The sequence below is a fragment of the Streptacidiphilus sp. PB12-B1b genome (genome assembly GCF_014084125.1).
GTDB lineage: Bacteria > Actinomycetota > Actinomycetes > Streptomycetales > Streptomycetaceae > Streptacidiphilus.
In genome coordinates this window covers 154684-169552 of sequence record NZ_CP048405.1, presented here as the reverse complement: position 1 = coordinate 169552, position 14869 = coordinate 154684, and the positions used below count along the sequence as shown (strand labels likewise).

Sequence of the window (14869 nt, the reverse complement as noted above, 5' to 3'; positions counted from 1 at the left end):
TGTTCGCAACGCTGTTCATGTTCGTGAATACGATTCACTGTACTGAACATTTGATGATCAGGGGAGACCCCCTCCCCCGCCCGGCCGAGCGGGCACACGGAAATACCGGCCGGTGACGCAGCGTTGAAGCCGGTCATGACGTCATCCCGCAGCTCGCGCATCGGCTCCAGCGACCTCACGGTCTTCCCGCTCGCCCTCGGCGGCAACGTCTTCGGCTGGACCGCGGACGAGCAGCAGTCCTACGCCGTCCTCGACGCCTTCACCGCGGCCGGCGGCGACTTCGTCGACACCGCCGACGTGTACTCCACCTGGGCGCCCGGTAACCAGGGCGGCGAGTCCGAGACCATCATCGGCGCGTGGATGGCCGCACGCGGCAACCGCGACTCCGTCGTCGTCGCCACCAAGGTCGGCGCCCACCCCGACTACCGGGGCCTCGAGGGCGCGAACATCACCGCCGCCACCGAACAGTCGCTGCGCCGTCTGGGCACCGACCGCATCGACCTGCTGTACACCCACTACGACGACGTGGACACCCCGATCGAGGAGATCGTCACCGCACTGGACGGACTGGTCCGCTCCGGCAAGGTCCGGCACGTCGCCGCCTCCAACATCTCCGCGGACCGGCTCACCGCCGCCCTGGAGTTCGCCCAGCGCGAGGGCCTCGCCCCCTACGTCGCCGTCCAGCCCCTGTACAACCTGGTCGCCCGCGACGCCTACGAGGGCGAGCTCGCCGCCGTCGCCACCCGCTTCGGCCTCTCCGCCATCCCCTACTACGGCCTCGCCGCCGGCTTCCTCACCGGCAAGTACCGCGTCGGGGGCCCCGCCGTGGACAGCCCCCGCGCGGACGGAGCCGGCAAGTACCTGCGGACGCCGCGCGGCCCCAAGGTGCTGGAGGCCCTGGACAGCGTCGCCGCCGACCACCGGGCCGAGCCGGCGACGGTGGCCCTGGCCTGGCTGGCGGCCCAGCCGACCGTCGCCGCGCCCATCGCCAGCGCCCGCACCCTCGAGCAGCTTCCGGCCCTGCTGGCCTTCCCCGAGCTGGAGCTGAGCGCGGACCAGCTGGCGCTGCTGGACGCCGCCTCCCGCTGACAGCCGCCTCCGCCGGACAGCCGGTGCCCGTCGGCGCCCGGCCCGGCGCCGCGCCCGTCCGCCCTTCACCCCCCCAGGAGCCCCGTGCAGGTCCGCCCGCTCACCGTCGACGCCCTCGCCGACACCGTCACCGAGCGCACCGCACAGCTGGCGCCGCCCGAGGGCGGACGGCTGCGCATCGCCGTGGACGGCGCCCCGGCCGCGCGTACCGCGGCGCTCGCCGACGCGGTCGCCGACCGGCTGCGACTGCTCGGCCGCCCGGCCCAGCGGATCAGCGCCGAGGACTTCCTGCGCCCGGCCTCGCTGCGGCTGGAGTACGGCCACCAGGACCCGGACGCGTACTACGACGGCTGGCTGGACGCCAATGCCCTGTTCCGCGAGGTGTTCGACCCGCTGGAGCCGGGCGGCAGCGGGCTCGTGCTGCCGGCGCTGCGCGACGCCCGCTCGGACCGGGCGGTACGGGCGGCGCCGGTCGCGCTGCCGCCGGGCGGGGTGCTGGTGCTGGACGGGCCGCTGCTGCTGGGCCGCTGGTTCCCGCTGGACCTGGCCGTCCACCTGCATCTGAGCCCGGCGGCGCTGGCCCGGCGGACGGCGCCCGAGGAGCAGTGGACGCTGCCGGCCTTCGCCCGCTACGAGCAGGAGACCCGCCCGGGCGAGGCGGCCGACCTGGTGGTCCGGGCGGACGACCCGCGCCGTCCGGCTCTGGTGATCGACTGACAGATATCAGAATCTGTCATAGGTCATCTGTCAGCCGACATCTGAAGTCTGACAGTCAGCGCCCTACCGCGCCCTGCTGCGGCACACCGCTCCGCGGCGCCAGCTCCACCGTGCAGAAGGCGCAGCGGGTGGCCGCCAGCGGGACCGAGCTGAGGCATTCCGGGCAGTCCTTGGTCGTCACCAGCGGCTCCTGCTTCGGCGCGAAGCGGGCGTGCAGGGTGTTGATCGGCAGGACGACGAAGAAGTACACCACGCTGGCGATCAGCACGAAGCTGATCACGTTGCCGATGAAGACGCCGTACGGGAACGATGCGCCTTCGACCTTGAAGACCTGGTTGTTGAAGTTGCCCTTCTGACCCGCGATCACACCGATCAGCGGATTGAGGAACGCGGTGACGAAGCCGTTGACGACTGCCGTGAACGCCGCGCCAACGACGATACCGACGGCCAGGTCGACGACGTTTCCGCGCAGCAGGAAACTGCGGAAGCCCTTCACGATGTGCTCTCCAGACTGTTCGGCGCCCGGTTTCGGCGCGGGCAACACCATCCCAGCTCCGCCTCCGCCTACGCCAACAGCCCTGACCAGACGGGTCAGGGCTGTTGACGCAGAGCGACGGGCGGCAGCGTCCGCCGTCAGATGACGGGCTCCTCCGGCATCCACTCCGGCTCCTGCGCGGCCGCGCCGTCCCGCTCGGCCGCCGCCGCGTCCTGGGCGCGGGCCTGCAGCGCGGACACCTTGCGCAGCGGCACCTCCTTGATGAACAGCACCAGGACGAAGGCCACCGCGGTCACGATCGCGCCGAGGAAGAACACGGTGTGCATGGAATCGGCGAAGCCCTGCTTGAAGGGGTCGGCGAACACCGCGGTCAGCTTCTGGATGAAGGACGAGTCGTTGAGCACCGCCGACGCGCCGCCCCCGGTGGCGTCCGGGTGCTTGAGCATCTCCACCACCGGCCGGTTGTTCGGGTCGGCCATGACCGCCTGGTTGTGCACCGCCGCCTGGAACGCCGGGGTGCCGGCCGCCGCGGTGAAGGCCGACTGGATCTTCCCGCCGACATTGCTGAACAGCACCGACAGGAAGACCGCCGTACCGGCGGTGGCGCCCAACTGCCGGAAGAAGGTGGCCGAGGCGGTGGCGACGCCCATGTCCTGCGGCGGGACCGCGTTCTGCACCGACAGCGTCAGCGTCTGCATGGTGAAGCCCAGGCCGACGCCGAACAGCAGCATGTAGGCCATGGTCTCGGCCAGCGGCGTGTTCCACTGCACCTCGAACTGGAACAGCACCATGGCCACGGTCATCAGCGCCGTGCCGATCACCGGGAAGATCTTGTAGTGCCCGGTCCGGGAGATCATCTGGCCGGTGGCGATGGACGCGGTCATCATGCCCAGCATCAGCGGCAGCATCATCAGACCGGACATGGTCGGGCTGGCGCCCTTCACGATCTGCAGGTACTGCGGGATCATCAGCATCGCGCCGAACATCCCGGCGCCGACCAGCACGGACAGCATGCTGGTCTGGCTGAAGACCCGGCCCCGGAACAGCCGCATCGGGATCAGCGCGTCGTCGCCCATCTGGCGCTCGACCAGGATCCAGGCGATCACGCCGACGATGCCGACGGCGAAGCAGGCCAGCGAGCGGCCCGAGGTCCAGCCCCAGCTCTGCCCCTGCTCGGCGACCAGCAACAGCGGGACGACGCCCAGGGCGATGGTCACCGCGCCCCACCAGTCGATGCGGTGCTCGCGGCGGGTGTGCGGCACGTTCAGCACCTTGGCGACGACGACCAGCGCGACCATGCCGATGGGCACGTTCACCAGGAACACCCAGCGCCACCCGGCGATGCCGAGGATCTCGCCCTGGCCGGCGAGGAAGCCGCCGACCAGCGGTCCGAGGACGCTGGAGGTGGCGAACACGGCGAGGATGTAGCCCTGGTAGCGGGCCCGCTCACGCGGCGGCACGATGTCGCCGATGATGGCCAGCGCCAGCGACATCAGACCGCCGGCGCCGATGCCCTGGAACGCCCGGAACCCGGCCAGCTCGATCATCGAGGTGGAGAAGGTGCAGGCGATCGAGCCGGTGACGAAGATGCTGATCGCCGCGAGGAAGAACGGCTTGCGCCCGTAGAGGTCGGAGAGCTTGCCGTACAGCGGGGTGGCGATGGTGGAGGTGATCAGGTAGGCGGTGGTGGTCCACGCCTGCTCACTCAGACCGTTCAGGTCGTCGGCGATGGTGCGGATGGCGGTGCTGACGATCGTCTGGTCCAGCGAGGCCAGGAACATCCCCATCATCAGACCGCTGAGGATGGTGAGGATCTGCCGGTGGCTCAGGCCGGACTGTTCGGATATGGGCGGTGCTGTGGACGTCCCGCTCACGCGTGCTCTCCTTGCTGTGCTGCCGCTGCCGCCGCCGGGGGTGTCGCCCCCGCCTGCCCGGCGGACAGCCGGTGGTAGTTCTCTGCGAAGTCGTCGTTGAAGCGCCCGAACAGGCGGACCAGCTGGTGGCGGTCCTCGGGCGGCCAGGCGTCGAAGATCCGGGCCAGGTGCTCGTTGCGCTGGTCCCGGAAGTGTTGGTACGCGGTGACGCCGGCCGCCGTCGCCGACAGCAGCGCGCCCCGCCGGTCGTCCGGATCGGGCGTGCGCCGGACCAGGCCGGAGTCGACCAGGCAGCGGATCTGCCGGCTGACGGTGGACAGGTCCAGGAAGGTGTCCGCGGCCAGGTCGGTGGCGCGGCGCGGGCCGCCGAGGACCAGCCGCCCCAGCAGCAGCCGATCGCCGACGCCGGGGTCGTCCCGCATCCGCTGTCTCATGGCGTTGATCTGCCGCATGAACCGGCTGATCTCCTCACCCATCCCGGTGGCCGCCTCGGCCGCCGTCGCCGCCCCGGTGTTCCCGGCGTTCCCGGCGTTCCCGGCTGCGACGGGCCCTGCCTCGACGAGTGCGCTCGCGGATGCGGACAGCTCCATGGCCGCACTCCCCCTGTTCTGATGTCCTGCGAGTTAAGTTGCTTGGCTCCAGCAAGTAATTGTAGCGCACAACCAACTACACCTCGACCCCCGCCCGGCAGCCCCGCTCACCCCCCGCCCGCAGCACCGCCCGCACCCGCGATACCCCCACCCCCCGCGACGCCCGCCGCACCCTCGCTGCCCGCCGCACCGCCGACGCCCGCCACATCCGCCGCCGTCCACACGCCCGCCGCACCGGGCCGCCCGGCCAGGTACTCCGCGCAGCGCCGCACCCCCAGCCGTGCGCCTCCCGCAGTCCCGCGGACAGGTGGCGCAGATACCCGGCGGACGGCGCATTCAGCTCCGCTTCGGCGCTGCGGCAGCCCGCAGTGAAGGTCAGCACCGGGCGCCCCTCCAGCAGCCCCGGGCAGACCAGCGTCTCGTACCTGCCCGGCCCCAGCACCGCCCGCCCGCCGGACAGCACCCCGGACAGGTCCAGCTCCCCGCCCGGCTCCCGGTGCATCTCCTGCGCCGCGACGTCCGCGAACTGCTCCACCGTGACCAGGTATGCCCGGGCCGGCATGGTGCCCGGATCGAACGGATCGTAGAAGGCCATGCCGCCGGTCCACACCGCGGACTCCAGCGCGAAGTAGAGCCGGCCGGGCAGCGTCACCGGCAGCGTACGGGCGGGCGGACGCGGATCACGGCACCCCGGGTAGGTCCGCGCCCCGCCCGGCGGCCGGCCGCCGGAGAGGTAGCAGGCCAGCCGGGCGGCGTGCATGTTCGAGCCGTAGGCCGCGTACCAGACCCACCCCGGGGCGGAGGCGCTCCGCCGTCGGGCGACAGGCCCCGGGTCGGGGCTCAGGTGTGGTGCCCGGGGGCGTCCGGATCACCGTGCGGCGCGCGCCCGGGCGTCGAGGGGTGTGTGGCCCACGAATCCCGGTGCGGCGCCCGCGGCTCCAGATCCGGCGCGGGCTCCCTCTCCCTGCGCCGCGCCCCGAGCACGAACGTCAGCGTCAACGCGAGCACCACGACCACCCCGATCACGACGCCGATCGTCACCGCCTCCGCCCCCGTGAACGGTGTTGCCAGCAGATACATGGAGCACTCCCATCGCCGTACAGCGTCCCCGGGCTCCCTTCCAGCCTGTGCTCCCCACCTTCCCCGGTCAACCGGTACCGCCCCTCCCGACACTCGTCGTCGGCACCGGGCAGCCGCACCGAGCCCGAGCCCGTCACAGGCAGATGCGGCAGGCGGCTCCCTGAAGCCACCGGCCGAAGCCGAGCCGGGTTCGCACCGGGGTCATGGCCCGGGTTGCCGGCCACCGTCGCGGACAGCACGCCGACACTTCGATGGCAGAGGCCGTGTTGGCCCGTCATCTACCTCTGCTGCCGAGGTCAGTTGGCGCAGGCGCAGCCTGCTGCGGCCTTGGCCTCGGCGGGGGTCCGGGTGGGGTTGAGTGCCTGTTCGTCGGGGGTGCAGCAGGCGGTGGTGCCGCAGCAGGCTTCCGGGGCGCTGTCGGCGCTCGTGCCGAGGGTGTCGGCGTCGGCCTTGACGACGTAGACCTCCCAGGGCTCCCTGCCGGGTCCGGTGACCCAGACCTTGTCCTGCAGGGCGTAGCAGCAGGCGGTGTCGTTCTCCTCGAAGGTGGCCAGGCCGGCGTCCTTGAGTCGGTCGGTGGCGGCGGTGACCTGGTCGCTGGTGCCGACCTCGACGCCGAGGTGGTCAAGGCGGGTGTCCTGGCCGGGCTCGCCCTCGATCAGGACGAGCTTGAGCGGAGGCTCGTCAATGGCGAAGTTGGCATACCCGGGGCGGCGCTTGGCGGGCTCGGCACCGAACAGCTTGGCGTAGAAGGCGATGGAGCCTTCGAGGTCGGCGACGCGAAGGGCGAGCTGAACACGGGACATGGCTGTCTCCCCGATCCGATTGCTGTATCGACAGTTATCGATACAGGTGAGCTTGCCTCCTGATTAGATGACTGTCAACATAGACGCATGTCTAATCTGGAGCTGTCCGTGCTCGGCCAGGACGCAGCGGTGATGTGCTGCTCGCCGATGGTCCACGAGCCGCTGGGCGAGGACGCTGCCGTCGAACTGGCACGGATGTTCAAGGCGCTGTCGGACCCGGTGCGGCTGCGGCTGCTGTCACTGATCGCCTCGCACGAGGGCGGCGAGGCGTGTGTCTGCGACCTGATCGGCCCGTTCGACGTGTCCCAGCCGACGATCTCCCACCACCTGAAGGTGCTGCGCGAGGCCGGGCTGGTCGGCTCCGAGCGGCGCGGGACCTGGGTGTACTACTGGGTGCTCCCCGCCGCCCTGGCCCAGCTCTCCAGCCTGCTCCAGGCTCCCGCCCAGACCGACGCGGCGCAGGGTGCCGGATGACGGCGATACCGCTGGCCCGCGGGCGGCGGCCGAGCTGGTCGGCACGGCCGCACTGGTCGCGGTCGTGGTCGGCTCCGGCATCCAGGCCACCGCCCTGACCACAGACGCCGGCCTGCAACTGCTGGCCGACTCCCTGGCCACGGTCTTCGGCCTCGGCGTGCTGATCGCCCTACTCGGCCCGGTCTCCGGCGCTCACTTCAACCCCGTCGTCACCCTCGCGGCCTGGTGGACAAGCCGCCGCGACGCCGACGGGCCCGCCCTGCGGGAGCCGGCCGCCTACGTGCCGGCCCAGATCGGCGGGGCGATCGGCGGCGCGGTGCTGACGGACGCGATGTTCGCCAAGCCGCTGGTCCACTTCTCCACCCGCCACCGCTCGGCCCCGCACCTGCTGCTCGGCGAGGTCGTCGCCACCACCGGGCTGATCCTGCTGATCTTCGGCCTCACCCGCGCCCAGCGTGCGCACCTGGCCCCGGTCGCGGTCGCCTCCTACATCGGCGCCGCCTACTGGTTCACCTCCAGTACGTCGTTCGCCACCCCCGCCGTGACGATCGGCCGCGCGTTCACCGACACCTTCGCCGGGATCGCCCCGGCCTCTGTGCCCGGGTTCCTCGGTGCCCAGCTGGTCGGCCTGGCCTTCGGCCTGGCTCTGGTCACCGTGCTGTTCGGCCGCCCCGCCCGGACCACCGCCGACGACGTCGTGGTGCCGCACAGCGAGCCCGACCGTGTCGGCTCCGCCCACTGAGCCCTGCCGCCCCGAGAACGAAGAGTCCCCTGCCGATGAGCGCTCCTGCCGTCCCGTCCGTGCTGTTCGTCTGCGTGCACAACGCGGGCCGCTCCCAGATGGCCGCCGCCTTCCTCACCCACCTCGCGGGCGATGCCGTGGAGGTCCGCTCGGCCGGGTCCGCCCCCGCCGACACCGTGAACCCCGCCGCCGTCCGGGCCATGGCCGAGGTCGGCATCGACCTCTCCGACCAGAAGCCGAAGGTCCTCACCCCCAAGGCGGTGCAGGCGTCCGATGTGGTCATCACCATGGGCTGTGGCGATGCCTGCCCGATCTTCCCCGGCAAGCGCTACCTGGACTGGATCCTGGACGACCCCGCCGGCCAGGGCATCGAGGGTGTCCGCCCGATCCGCGACGAGATCGCCCAGCGCATCCGCGGCCTGCTCGCCGAACTCGCCATCCAGGCCCGCCCATGACCACGCCCCGCCCGGCAGTCCACGTCACGACGATGCTGGCCGAGCACGCCGACCGAGTCCTGGCGATCCACCAACTCGGCATCGACGAAGGCACCACCGCCTTCGAGACCACCGCACCCACCTGGGACGCCTCGACACCACCAAGCCCCCGACCACCGCCACGTCACCCTCAGCAGCAACGGCCAGGTGATCGGCCGGGCGGCGTCAACCTCGCCGAGACGGCTCCGTCAGGTGTGCCTACATGACCTGCGCCACACCCGCGCCTCGCTGCTGCACAAGCAGGAGACCGACGCCCGGGCGTCTGACGGAGCCACAAAGGCCTTTGCCGCCAGCGCTGCCGTCGATCCAACGCCAGAGGCCCCTTACGATTTCTCGTAAGGGGCCTCTGGCCTACTGTGCGCTCAGCAGGATTCGAACCTGCAACCTCTTGATCCGTAGTCAAGTGCTCTATCCGTTGAGCTATGAGCGCTCTTGCTTGGCTTCCGGGCGGTTTTTGTTCGCCCCGCTGCCTTGCGAGAACTACATTACACGAGCACCGCCCTGGGGTGAAATCGGATTCGGCAGGCCCCTGAGCAGGGGCGCAGCGGCGGAGCGGCGCCCCCGGATCGGGGGCGGGGGCGCCGCGGGGGCCGGGTCAGGAGGTGGGGGTGGTGCTGCCCGCGGTCCACTGGGCCCAGCTGAGGTTGAAGTCGGCGTAACCGTTGTCCGGGTCGGCGTTCTTCGGGACGCCGGTGACGGTGACCGGGTCACCCTGCTTCACCACGCCGTAGAACCACTTCGCGTCGGCCAGGGAGAGGTGGACGCAGCCGTGCGAGGTGCTGTCGCCGGGGTCGGTGTCGCCGGTCGAGTAGTGCACGTAGGTGCCGGAGAAGGTCAGGTGGACGTCCCAGGGCAGCTTCAGGTCGTAGTAGTTCGGGCCGCCCGGGGTGCACTGGATGCCGACGCTGCAGGAGGTCATCTCCACCTGCGGCTGCTTGTCGATGACGGCCATGGTGCCGCCCCAGGTCTGGTAGCCCTTGGCGCCGGTGTCCACGGTGAGCTGGCGGAGCAGCCGGCCGTCCTGGGTGACCTTCATGGTGTGCGCGGCGGCGTCCACCACCGCCTCGACGTCGCTGCCGATGGTGAAGGAGTGCTGGTAGTCGTGGACGCCGATGCGCCCGTTGCCGTCGCTGACGCCGTCCAGGTCGGCGTCGACGGTGACCTTGGTGCCGGACTTCCAGTAGGTCTGCGGCCGCCAGTCGGCGCGGGTGCTGCTGAACCAGTGCCAGGCGCCGGTCACCGGGATGCTGGTGGTGACCTTCAGCTGCTTCTCGACCGCGGCCCGGGCCGAGTCGGCGACCGGCTTGGAGAAGACCACGGAGACCGGCATGGCGACGCCGACCACGGCGTCCTTCTCCGGCGTGATGGAGTCCAGCAGCATGCTGCTGCCGCTGCCGGGCGTCTCCACGGTGAAGGGCACCCGGTCGGTGGTGGGCTTGCCGCCCTGGCCGGACGGGGCGGCGCTGGCGCTGAGCGTGTAGGCCACGCCGACGGCCAGCGGGGCGCTGGGGGTCCAGGTGCCGCCGGCCGCGTTGAGCGTGCCGGGGACGGGGTCGCCCTTGGAGTCGGCGACGGTGACGGAGGCCAGCGTCCCGCCCTTGACCGCGATCCTGACCGGCTGGTCCGGGATGACGTCGCCGGAGGAGTCCTTGGCGAGGGTGACGCTGATGGTGGCCGGTGCCGCGTCCCCGCCGCCCGAGCCGTGGCCGCCGCCGGAGGAGGAGGTGGAGGACGAGCAGGCCGCCGTCCCGGCCAGTACCAGGGCGACCAGCCCCGCCGCGCCCGCGACCGCCCGCCGCGGCGCCCTGCCGTGCCCGGTGTCAGCTGTCCGTATCAACGATCCGCTCCTTGCCCTGGCCGAGTATCCGCATGTCGTCCGCGCGTCGTCCGCATACCGTCCGCGCGTCGTCCGCACGTCAGGAAGCGACGCCGCGGCGGGGGTGTTCGGTTGCCCGATGGGGCGTGTACCCCGCATCACCGTGTCAACCGGTCAACTGCCGCGCGGGTAACGGCCGGAAAGCAAGTCAGGGACCCCTCGCCGGAGCGAGGAGTCCCTGTACGAGCGGAGGCTGAGGGATTTGAACCCTCGATGGGCTTGAAGGCCCAAACCGCATTAGCAGTGCGGCGCCATAGACCGGACTAGGCGAAGCCTCCCTGCAGGGATCGCGCGCGCTCAGTGGCGCTCACGACCGTCTGCATGGATGATGCCACAGTCCCAGGGACTGCGGCCAACCGGTAACTACGTTACTAGGCGGGTCGCCGGACTGGCAAAAACAATGGGATAGTGCTTCCCTGGCGCGCGTCCGGGGGGAGCAGCCAGCGCAGCGGCAGGACCCGGCGGCTGCGGCAGCGTAGTCAGCAAGGGAGGACGCCTCGTCGTGAGCAGCAGGCCGACCCGAGGCACTGCTCGCCTCGCAGCGATACTGGACGCCCTTCCGGACGCATTGCTGCTGGTGAACAGCAACGGCACAGTGGTGGACGCCAACGCCGCGGCGCTGCGGAGCCTCCAGGCTCCGGGCACGTCGCTGGTCGGCAGGGGCGTGCTCGACCTGCTGCCCGAGTTCGATCCCAGCCGCATCCCCGGCTCGATGCGGCCCCGCTCGCCGGAGAACTCCGCCGACGACGACTCCAAGCCGGTCCGGATGACCGCGCGGCGCACCGACGGGACGACGTTCCCGGTCGAGGTCGCCGGGAACGAGTTCGAGGACGAGGCCGAGGGCCGCGACGGCTTCCGCGGCGGCTCCTCCTACGACTCGTACGGCGGGGTGTCCCGCTACGGCTACGGCTCCGGCGGCGCCGGACGGCCGTCCGGCTCGCAGTCCGACCGCGAGCTGCTGCTGATCGTCGTCCGCGACCTTTCGGCGCGGCTGGAGGTCGAGGCGGAGCTGCGCCGGCAGCACAAGCAGACCGAGATGATCCTGCGGGCCGCCGCCGAGGGCGTGGTCGGCGTCGACATCGAGGGCAAGGTGGTGCTGGTCAACCCGGCCGCCGCGCACATCCTCGGCTTCCGCGCCAGCGAGCTGGGCGGCCAGGAGCTGCTGCCGCTGGTGCTGCACTCCAGGGCGGACGGCACGCTGCTGCCGCCGGAGGAGTCGCCGCTGGCGGACACCCTGGCGTCCGGGCGCAAGCACCGGGTGCGGGCGGCGACGCTGTGGCGCAAGGACGGGCGTCCGGTCAGCGCCGAACTGTCCACCGCGCCCGTGCGCGACGGCGACCAGCTGGTCGGCGCGGTGGTGACCTTCACCGACCGCACCGCGTACCTGGCCCTGGCGGCGCGCAACGAGCAGCTGACCGCGCTGCTGGAGGGCGAGCTGCACGCGCCGCTGACCCGGCTGCAGGACACCCTGGACCAGCTGGCCCGCGACCCGGCCGGGCAGCTGTGGCCGGAGGCCAACTGGGTGCTGCGGCGGCTGGCCGCCGAGTGCTCGCAGACCGCGCGCCTGGTCGAGGGCGTGCTGGCGTACCAGCGGTTCGACGCGGCGCTGGACGCCGGGCGCGAGCAGCTGGAGCGGGAGCCGGTGGGCCTGGACAAGGTCGTCCACAGCGCGGTCGCGGCGGCCACCGAGATGATCGGCGAGGACCGGGTGCGCTTCGCCGTGCACCCCTCCGAGGTCGAGGTGATCGCCGACCAGGAGCGGCTGGCGCAGGCGCTGGGCCACCTGATCGCGGACGTGGCCACGGCTGTACCCGGCGGCGCGCCGGGCGCGGCGGAAGGCAAGGGCGGCCTGTACGGGATGGCCGTCGGCGTCGCCTCCGGGCTGGCCGGGGCGCCCGCGGCGGAGCCGACGGTGATGATAGCGGCGGCGCAGCGCGGCACGGTGGCCCGGATCGAGGTGCGCGGGCCGAGCGCCGGCGGCAGCCCGGTCCATCTGCCGATAGCGCGGGGCATGGTGGAGCGGCACGGCGGCGTCCTGCAGTCGCACGAGCTGCCCGGCAAGCAGGGCCGCACGTACGTGGTGGAGCTGCCGCTGGACCCGGCGACCGCCCGCGAGGCCGCCGAGCGCGCGGCCGCGGCGGCCCGGGAGGCGGACCGGGCGAAGGAGACCGACACCTCGCTCCTGCCCGAACTGCCGGGCATGCCGGGCATGCCCGGCGCCCCGGACGACGGTGGCGCGGGCGGCCAGGGGGGGTCGGCTGCGGCTGCGGACGGAGGTACGGCTGCGGGTGCGGGTTCCAGTGCGGGTGCGGCCGGGACGAACAGTGCGGGCGGCTCCGACGGGCGGGGCTCCGCCAGCGGCGGCCCCGGTGGCGAGGGCAGGACGGGCGGGGCGGGCGCTTCGGCGGGTGCGGCTCCGCAGGGGGCGGTTCCGCCGGAGCAGGCTCCGGCGTCGGCGACTCCCGCCGAGGGCACCGACCGCTCGCGTCGGCGGCGGGCCCTGCCTGCGCCCGAGGTGGTCCGGCCGCCGCGCGCGGTGATGGAGGCGCGCCAGGAGGCCCACGAGGCCAGGGAGGCCGAGCAGGCGGCCCAGCAGCGGGCGCAGCAGGGCGTCCCGTTCGGCAAGGACGGGTACGGGCAGGAGCAGCACGGCCAGGAGCGGTACGCCGAGCCCGCTCCCGGGGCCGCGCCGGGGACCGGCACCAACGGCTTCCCCGGGCTGATCGGCGGCCCGGTCTACCCGGGGCTGGAGCACGCGCTGCCGCCGGCCGGGAGCCGGATCGACACCCCGCCGCTCCCGGTTGACGGGCCGTCGGGCCAGCTGGACCAGGCGGGCCCGTCGCCGAGCGGTCGCCGGCGCCGACTGGCCATCCCCCCGGCCGACACCTCGGAGAACCCGGCCCACGGCTCCGGCGACGCCGGGAGCGGCAACGGCGGCGGGGCCGTCGGGGCGCTGGAGCCCGCCCGCGCGCACGGCGACGGCACCGCCCGGCGGGAGCTGGGCGCGGGCCGCCCGCAGGAGCGGCAGGACCAGCAGCACGGGCAGCAACACGGGCAGCAGCAGGAGCAGCAGAGCGGCCGGGAGCAGGGACAGCAGCCGATCGCGCTCGGTCCGGCCGCGCCGCAGCCGGTCCCGGCCGACCAGGGGCCCGAAGGCCCCGCGCAGCCGTCCCGCCCGGCCGAGCCCTTCGGCGGACGCTTCGGGCCGGGCGTGAGCGTGCCGGTCCCGGGCAACGGCACCAACGGCAGCGGCGTGATGGGGCTCGCCCAGGCGCTCGGACCGGCCGCGCGCGCCCTGCCGTCCGCCGTCGGCACGGCCACGCCGCCGATCGGCACCGCCCTGCCCAACCCCCGGGCCCCGCACGAAGCTTCGCAGGAGACCCCGTACGAGGCGCCGGGCACGGAGAACCGGCTGGAGTTCATCGGCGGGGCCGACTACCCGACGATGGTCTCCCCGGCGGCCGACGGACGTCCGCGGCAGCTGCTGGTGTGGCCCGAACCCGATCCGTCGACCCGTCAGGCGCTGGAGGAGCGGGGCTACCGGCCGGTGATCGTCCGCTCCCGGGAGGAGGTCGAGGCGCAGGTGCCCGGCCGTCCCTCGGCGCTCTTCGTCGATCCGCTGACCGGCCCGATCACCCGTACCGCGCTGCAGTCGCTGCGCACCGCGGCCGGGGACGGCGGCGTGCCGGTGCTGGTCACGGCCGGGCTCGGGCAGGCCACGCCGGAGGCGGCGTACGGGGCGGATCCGGCGGTGCTGCTGCGGGCGCTCGCGCCGCGCGACAGCGAGCGGCACGCGCCGCGGGTGCTGCTGGTCGAGCAGGACCCGGACGTGGCGACGGCGTTCATCGCCACGCTGGAGCGGCGCGGCATGCACGTGGTCCACGCGACCAGCGAGAACGACGCGGTGGAGAAGGCGGGCAGCGTCCAGCCCAATCTGGTGGTGATGGATCTGATGCTGATCCGCCGCCGCCGGGTGGGCATCGTCGACTGGCTGCGCGGCAACGACCGGTTGCACCGCACCCCGCTGGTGGTCTACACCTCCGTGGACAGCCCGGAACAGCGGCACGGCCTGCGCTCCGGCGAAACCGTGCTGTTCCTCGCCGAGCGCTCGACCAGCAACGAGGTCCAGGCCCGGATCGTGGACCTCCTGGGCAAGATCGGCGCCCTGGGCAACTGACCCCCCGCAGCGCGGGGGCGCGGGGGCGCGGGCGCGGCGCGGGGGCGGGGGCGCGGGCGCGGCGCTGGGTGCAGCCGGGAGGAGGCACGCGGGCGCGGTGCGGCACGTGGGTGCGACGGCACACGCAGGGCGGAGCGCGGGACGCGGCACGCCGTGGCGGCACGCGCAGAGCAGCAAGCGGACGCGACGGTACGCGGGTGCGGAGCACACGCGTGAGGGTGCGCGGGCGCAGCGGTGCAGGCACGGCGGTGCGCGGGCGCGGCGGTGCGGGCACGGCGGTTCAGGCACGGCGGCGGGGCGCGGCGCGGGTACGACAGCGGTTCAGGCACGGCGGCGGAGCGCGGCGGTGCAGGTGCGGGCGCGGCGGCGGGGCGCGGCGCGGGCGCGGCACGGCGGCGGGGCCGGGAGTCCAGCTCCCGGCCCCGCCGCCGTGGGTTCGCCCGCGTGGCCGGAC

Annotated in this window: 14 protein-coding genes and 2 tRNA genes; 7 read left to right on the top strand and 9 right to left on the bottom strand. The window is 73.1% G+C overall.

Annotated features, from left to right (window positions below; translation table 11 throughout):
- Nucleotides 1-135 precede the first annotated feature (135 nt).
- Nucleotides 136-1089: an aldo/keto reductase gene (locus GXW83_RS00760; protein WP_182440946.1), complete on the top strand. Its 954-nt coding sequence runs from the start codon at nucleotides 136-138 to the stop codon at nucleotides 1087-1089.
- Between the two features lie 84 nt (nucleotides 1090-1173).
- Nucleotides 1174-1806 (top strand): uridine kinase, encoded by a 633-nt coding sequence (locus GXW83_RS00755; protein WP_182440945.1) that lies wholly within the window; start codon nucleotides 1174-1176, stop codon nucleotides 1804-1806.
- A gap of 55 nt (nucleotides 1807-1861) precedes the next feature.
- Here the strand turns inward: GXW83_RS00755 and mscL are convergent, their stop codons facing one another.
- The 6 genes from mscL to GXW83_RS00725 form a co-directional block, all read right to left on the bottom strand.
- Nucleotides 1862-2353 (bottom strand): large conductance mechanosensitive channel protein MscL, encoded by a 492-nt coding sequence (gene mscL, locus GXW83_RS00750; RefSeq protein ID WP_182440944.1) that lies wholly within the window; start codon nucleotides 2351-2353, stop codon nucleotides 1862-1864.
- A gap of 86 nt (nucleotides 2354-2439) precedes the next feature.
- Nucleotides 2440-4176, bottom strand: a complete 1737-nt coding sequence (locus tag GXW83_RS00745; RefSeq protein ID WP_370466525.1) for an MDR family MFS transporter — start codon at nucleotides 4174-4176, stop codon at nucleotides 2440-2442.
- On the bottom strand, nucleotides 4173-4766 hold the full coding sequence (locus tag GXW83_RS00740) for a MarR family winged helix-turn-helix transcriptional regulator (protein WP_182440943.1): 594 nt from the start codon (nucleotides 4764-4766) through the stop codon (nucleotides 4173-4175). Before GXW83_RS00740 ends, GXW83_RS00745 begins: the two co-directional genes overlap by 4 nt.
- A 76-nt stretch (nucleotides 4767-4842) precedes the next feature.
- Nucleotides 4843-5526: a histone deacetylase gene (locus GXW83_RS00735; protein WP_370466523.1), complete on the bottom strand. Its 684-nt coding sequence runs from the start codon at nucleotides 5524-5526 to the stop codon at nucleotides 4843-4845.
- An 80-nt stretch (nucleotides 5527-5606) separates the two neighbouring features.
- Nucleotides 5607-5846 (bottom strand): DUF6479 family protein, encoded by a 240-nt coding sequence (locus GXW83_RS00730; RefSeq protein ID WP_182440942.1) that lies wholly within the window; start codon nucleotides 5844-5846, stop codon nucleotides 5607-5609.
- A gap of 296 nt (nucleotides 5847-6142) precedes the next feature.
- On the bottom strand, nucleotides 6143-6652 hold the full coding sequence (locus GXW83_RS00725; RefSeq protein WP_182440941.1) for an ArsI/CadI family heavy metal resistance metalloenzyme: 510 nt from the start codon (nucleotides 6650-6652) through the stop codon (nucleotides 6143-6145).
- Nucleotides 6653-6739: 87 nt separating this feature from the next.
- Between GXW83_RS00725 and GXW83_RS00720 the strand changes: the two genes are divergently transcribed.
- From GXW83_RS00720 to GXW83_RS00705, 4 genes are read left to right on the top strand one after another with little or no spacing between them, the layout of a single operon-like run.
- Nucleotides 6740-7126 (top strand): helix-turn-helix transcriptional regulator, encoded by a 387-nt coding sequence (locus tag GXW83_RS00720; protein WP_182440940.1) that lies wholly within the window; start codon nucleotides 6740-6742, stop codon nucleotides 7124-7126.
- A complete protein-coding gene (locus GXW83_RS00715; protein WP_182440939.1) occupies nucleotides 7116-7868 on the top strand; it encodes an aquaporin in 753 nt (250 codons plus the stop codon). Before GXW83_RS00720 ends, GXW83_RS00715 begins: the two co-directional genes overlap by 11 nt.
- A 35-nt stretch (nucleotides 7869-7903) precedes the next feature.
- Nucleotides 7904-8323: an arsenate reductase ArsC gene (locus tag GXW83_RS00710; protein WP_182440938.1), complete on the top strand. Its 420-nt coding sequence runs from the start codon at nucleotides 7904-7906 to the stop codon at nucleotides 8321-8323.
- Nucleotides 8320-8568: a hypothetical protein gene (locus GXW83_RS00705; RefSeq protein ID WP_182440937.1), complete on the top strand. Its 249-nt coding sequence runs from the start codon at nucleotides 8320-8322 to the stop codon at nucleotides 8566-8568. The genes GXW83_RS00710 and GXW83_RS00705 overlap by 4 nt, the downstream gene beginning before the upstream one ends.
- Before the next feature lie 151 nt (nucleotides 8569-8719).
- On the opposite strand, the gene GXW83_RS00700 is transcribed toward GXW83_RS00705, so the two are convergent.
- From GXW83_RS00700 to GXW83_RS00690, 3 genes are all read right to left on the bottom strand, one after another.
- A tRNA-Arg gene (locus GXW83_RS00700) sits at nucleotides 8720-8792 on the bottom strand.
- Nucleotides 8793-8957: 165 nt separating this feature from the next.
- Complete coding sequence (locus GXW83_RS00695; protein WP_370466522.1) at nucleotides 8958-10199, bottom strand: Ig-like domain-containing protein; 1242 nt, start codon at nucleotides 10197-10199, stop codon at nucleotides 8958-8960.
- A 226-nt stretch (nucleotides 10200-10425) separates the two neighbouring features.
- Nucleotides 10426-10516, bottom strand: a tRNA-Ser gene (locus GXW83_RS00690).
- A gap of 224 nt (nucleotides 10517-10740) precedes the next feature.
- On the opposite strand from GXW83_RS00690, the gene GXW83_RS00685 reads away from it, so the two are divergent.
- The gene (locus GXW83_RS00685) at nucleotides 10741-14415 is read left to right on the top strand and encodes a PAS domain-containing protein (RefSeq protein WP_182440935.1); all 3675 of its coding nucleotides are present in this window, start codon (nucleotides 10741-10743) and stop codon (nucleotides 14413-14415) included.
- Nucleotides 14416-14869 lie beyond the last annotated feature (454 nt).

Coding starts and splice junctions, on each gene's coding strand:
- GXW83_RS00710 (WP_182440938.1), top strand. CDS start 7,904: ATGAGCGCTCCTGCCGTCCCGTCCGTGCTGTTCGTCTGCGTGCACAAC.
- GXW83_RS00760 (WP_182440946.1), top strand. CDS start 136: ATGACGTCATCCCGCAGCTCGCGCATCGGCTCCAGCGACCTCACGGTC.
- GXW83_RS00705 (WP_182440937.1), top strand. CDS start 8,320: ATGACCACGCCCCGCCCGGCAGTCCACGTCACGACGATGCTGGCCGAG.
- GXW83_RS00740 (WP_182440943.1), bottom strand. CDS start 4,766: ATGGAGCTGTCCGCATCCGCGAGCGCACTCGTCGAGGCAGGGCCCGTC.
- GXW83_RS00720 (WP_182440940.1), top strand. CDS start 6,740: ATGTCTAATCTGGAGCTGTCCGTGCTCGGCCAGGACGCAGCGGTGATG.
- GXW83_RS00735 (WP_370466523.1), bottom strand. CDS start 5,526: ATGCACGCCGCCCGGCTGGCCTGCTACCTCTCCGGCGGCCGGCCGCCG.
- GXW83_RS00730 (WP_182440942.1), bottom strand. CDS start 5,846: ATGTATCTGCTGGCAACACCGTTCACGGGGGCGGAGGCGGTGACGATC.
- mscL (WP_182440944.1), bottom strand. CDS start 2,353: ATGGTGTTGCCCGCGCCGAAACCGGGCGCCGAACAGTCTGGAGAGCAC.
- GXW83_RS00725 (WP_182440941.1), bottom strand. CDS start 6,652: ATGTCCCGTGTTCAGCTCGCCCTTCGCGTCGCCGACCTCGAAGGCTCC.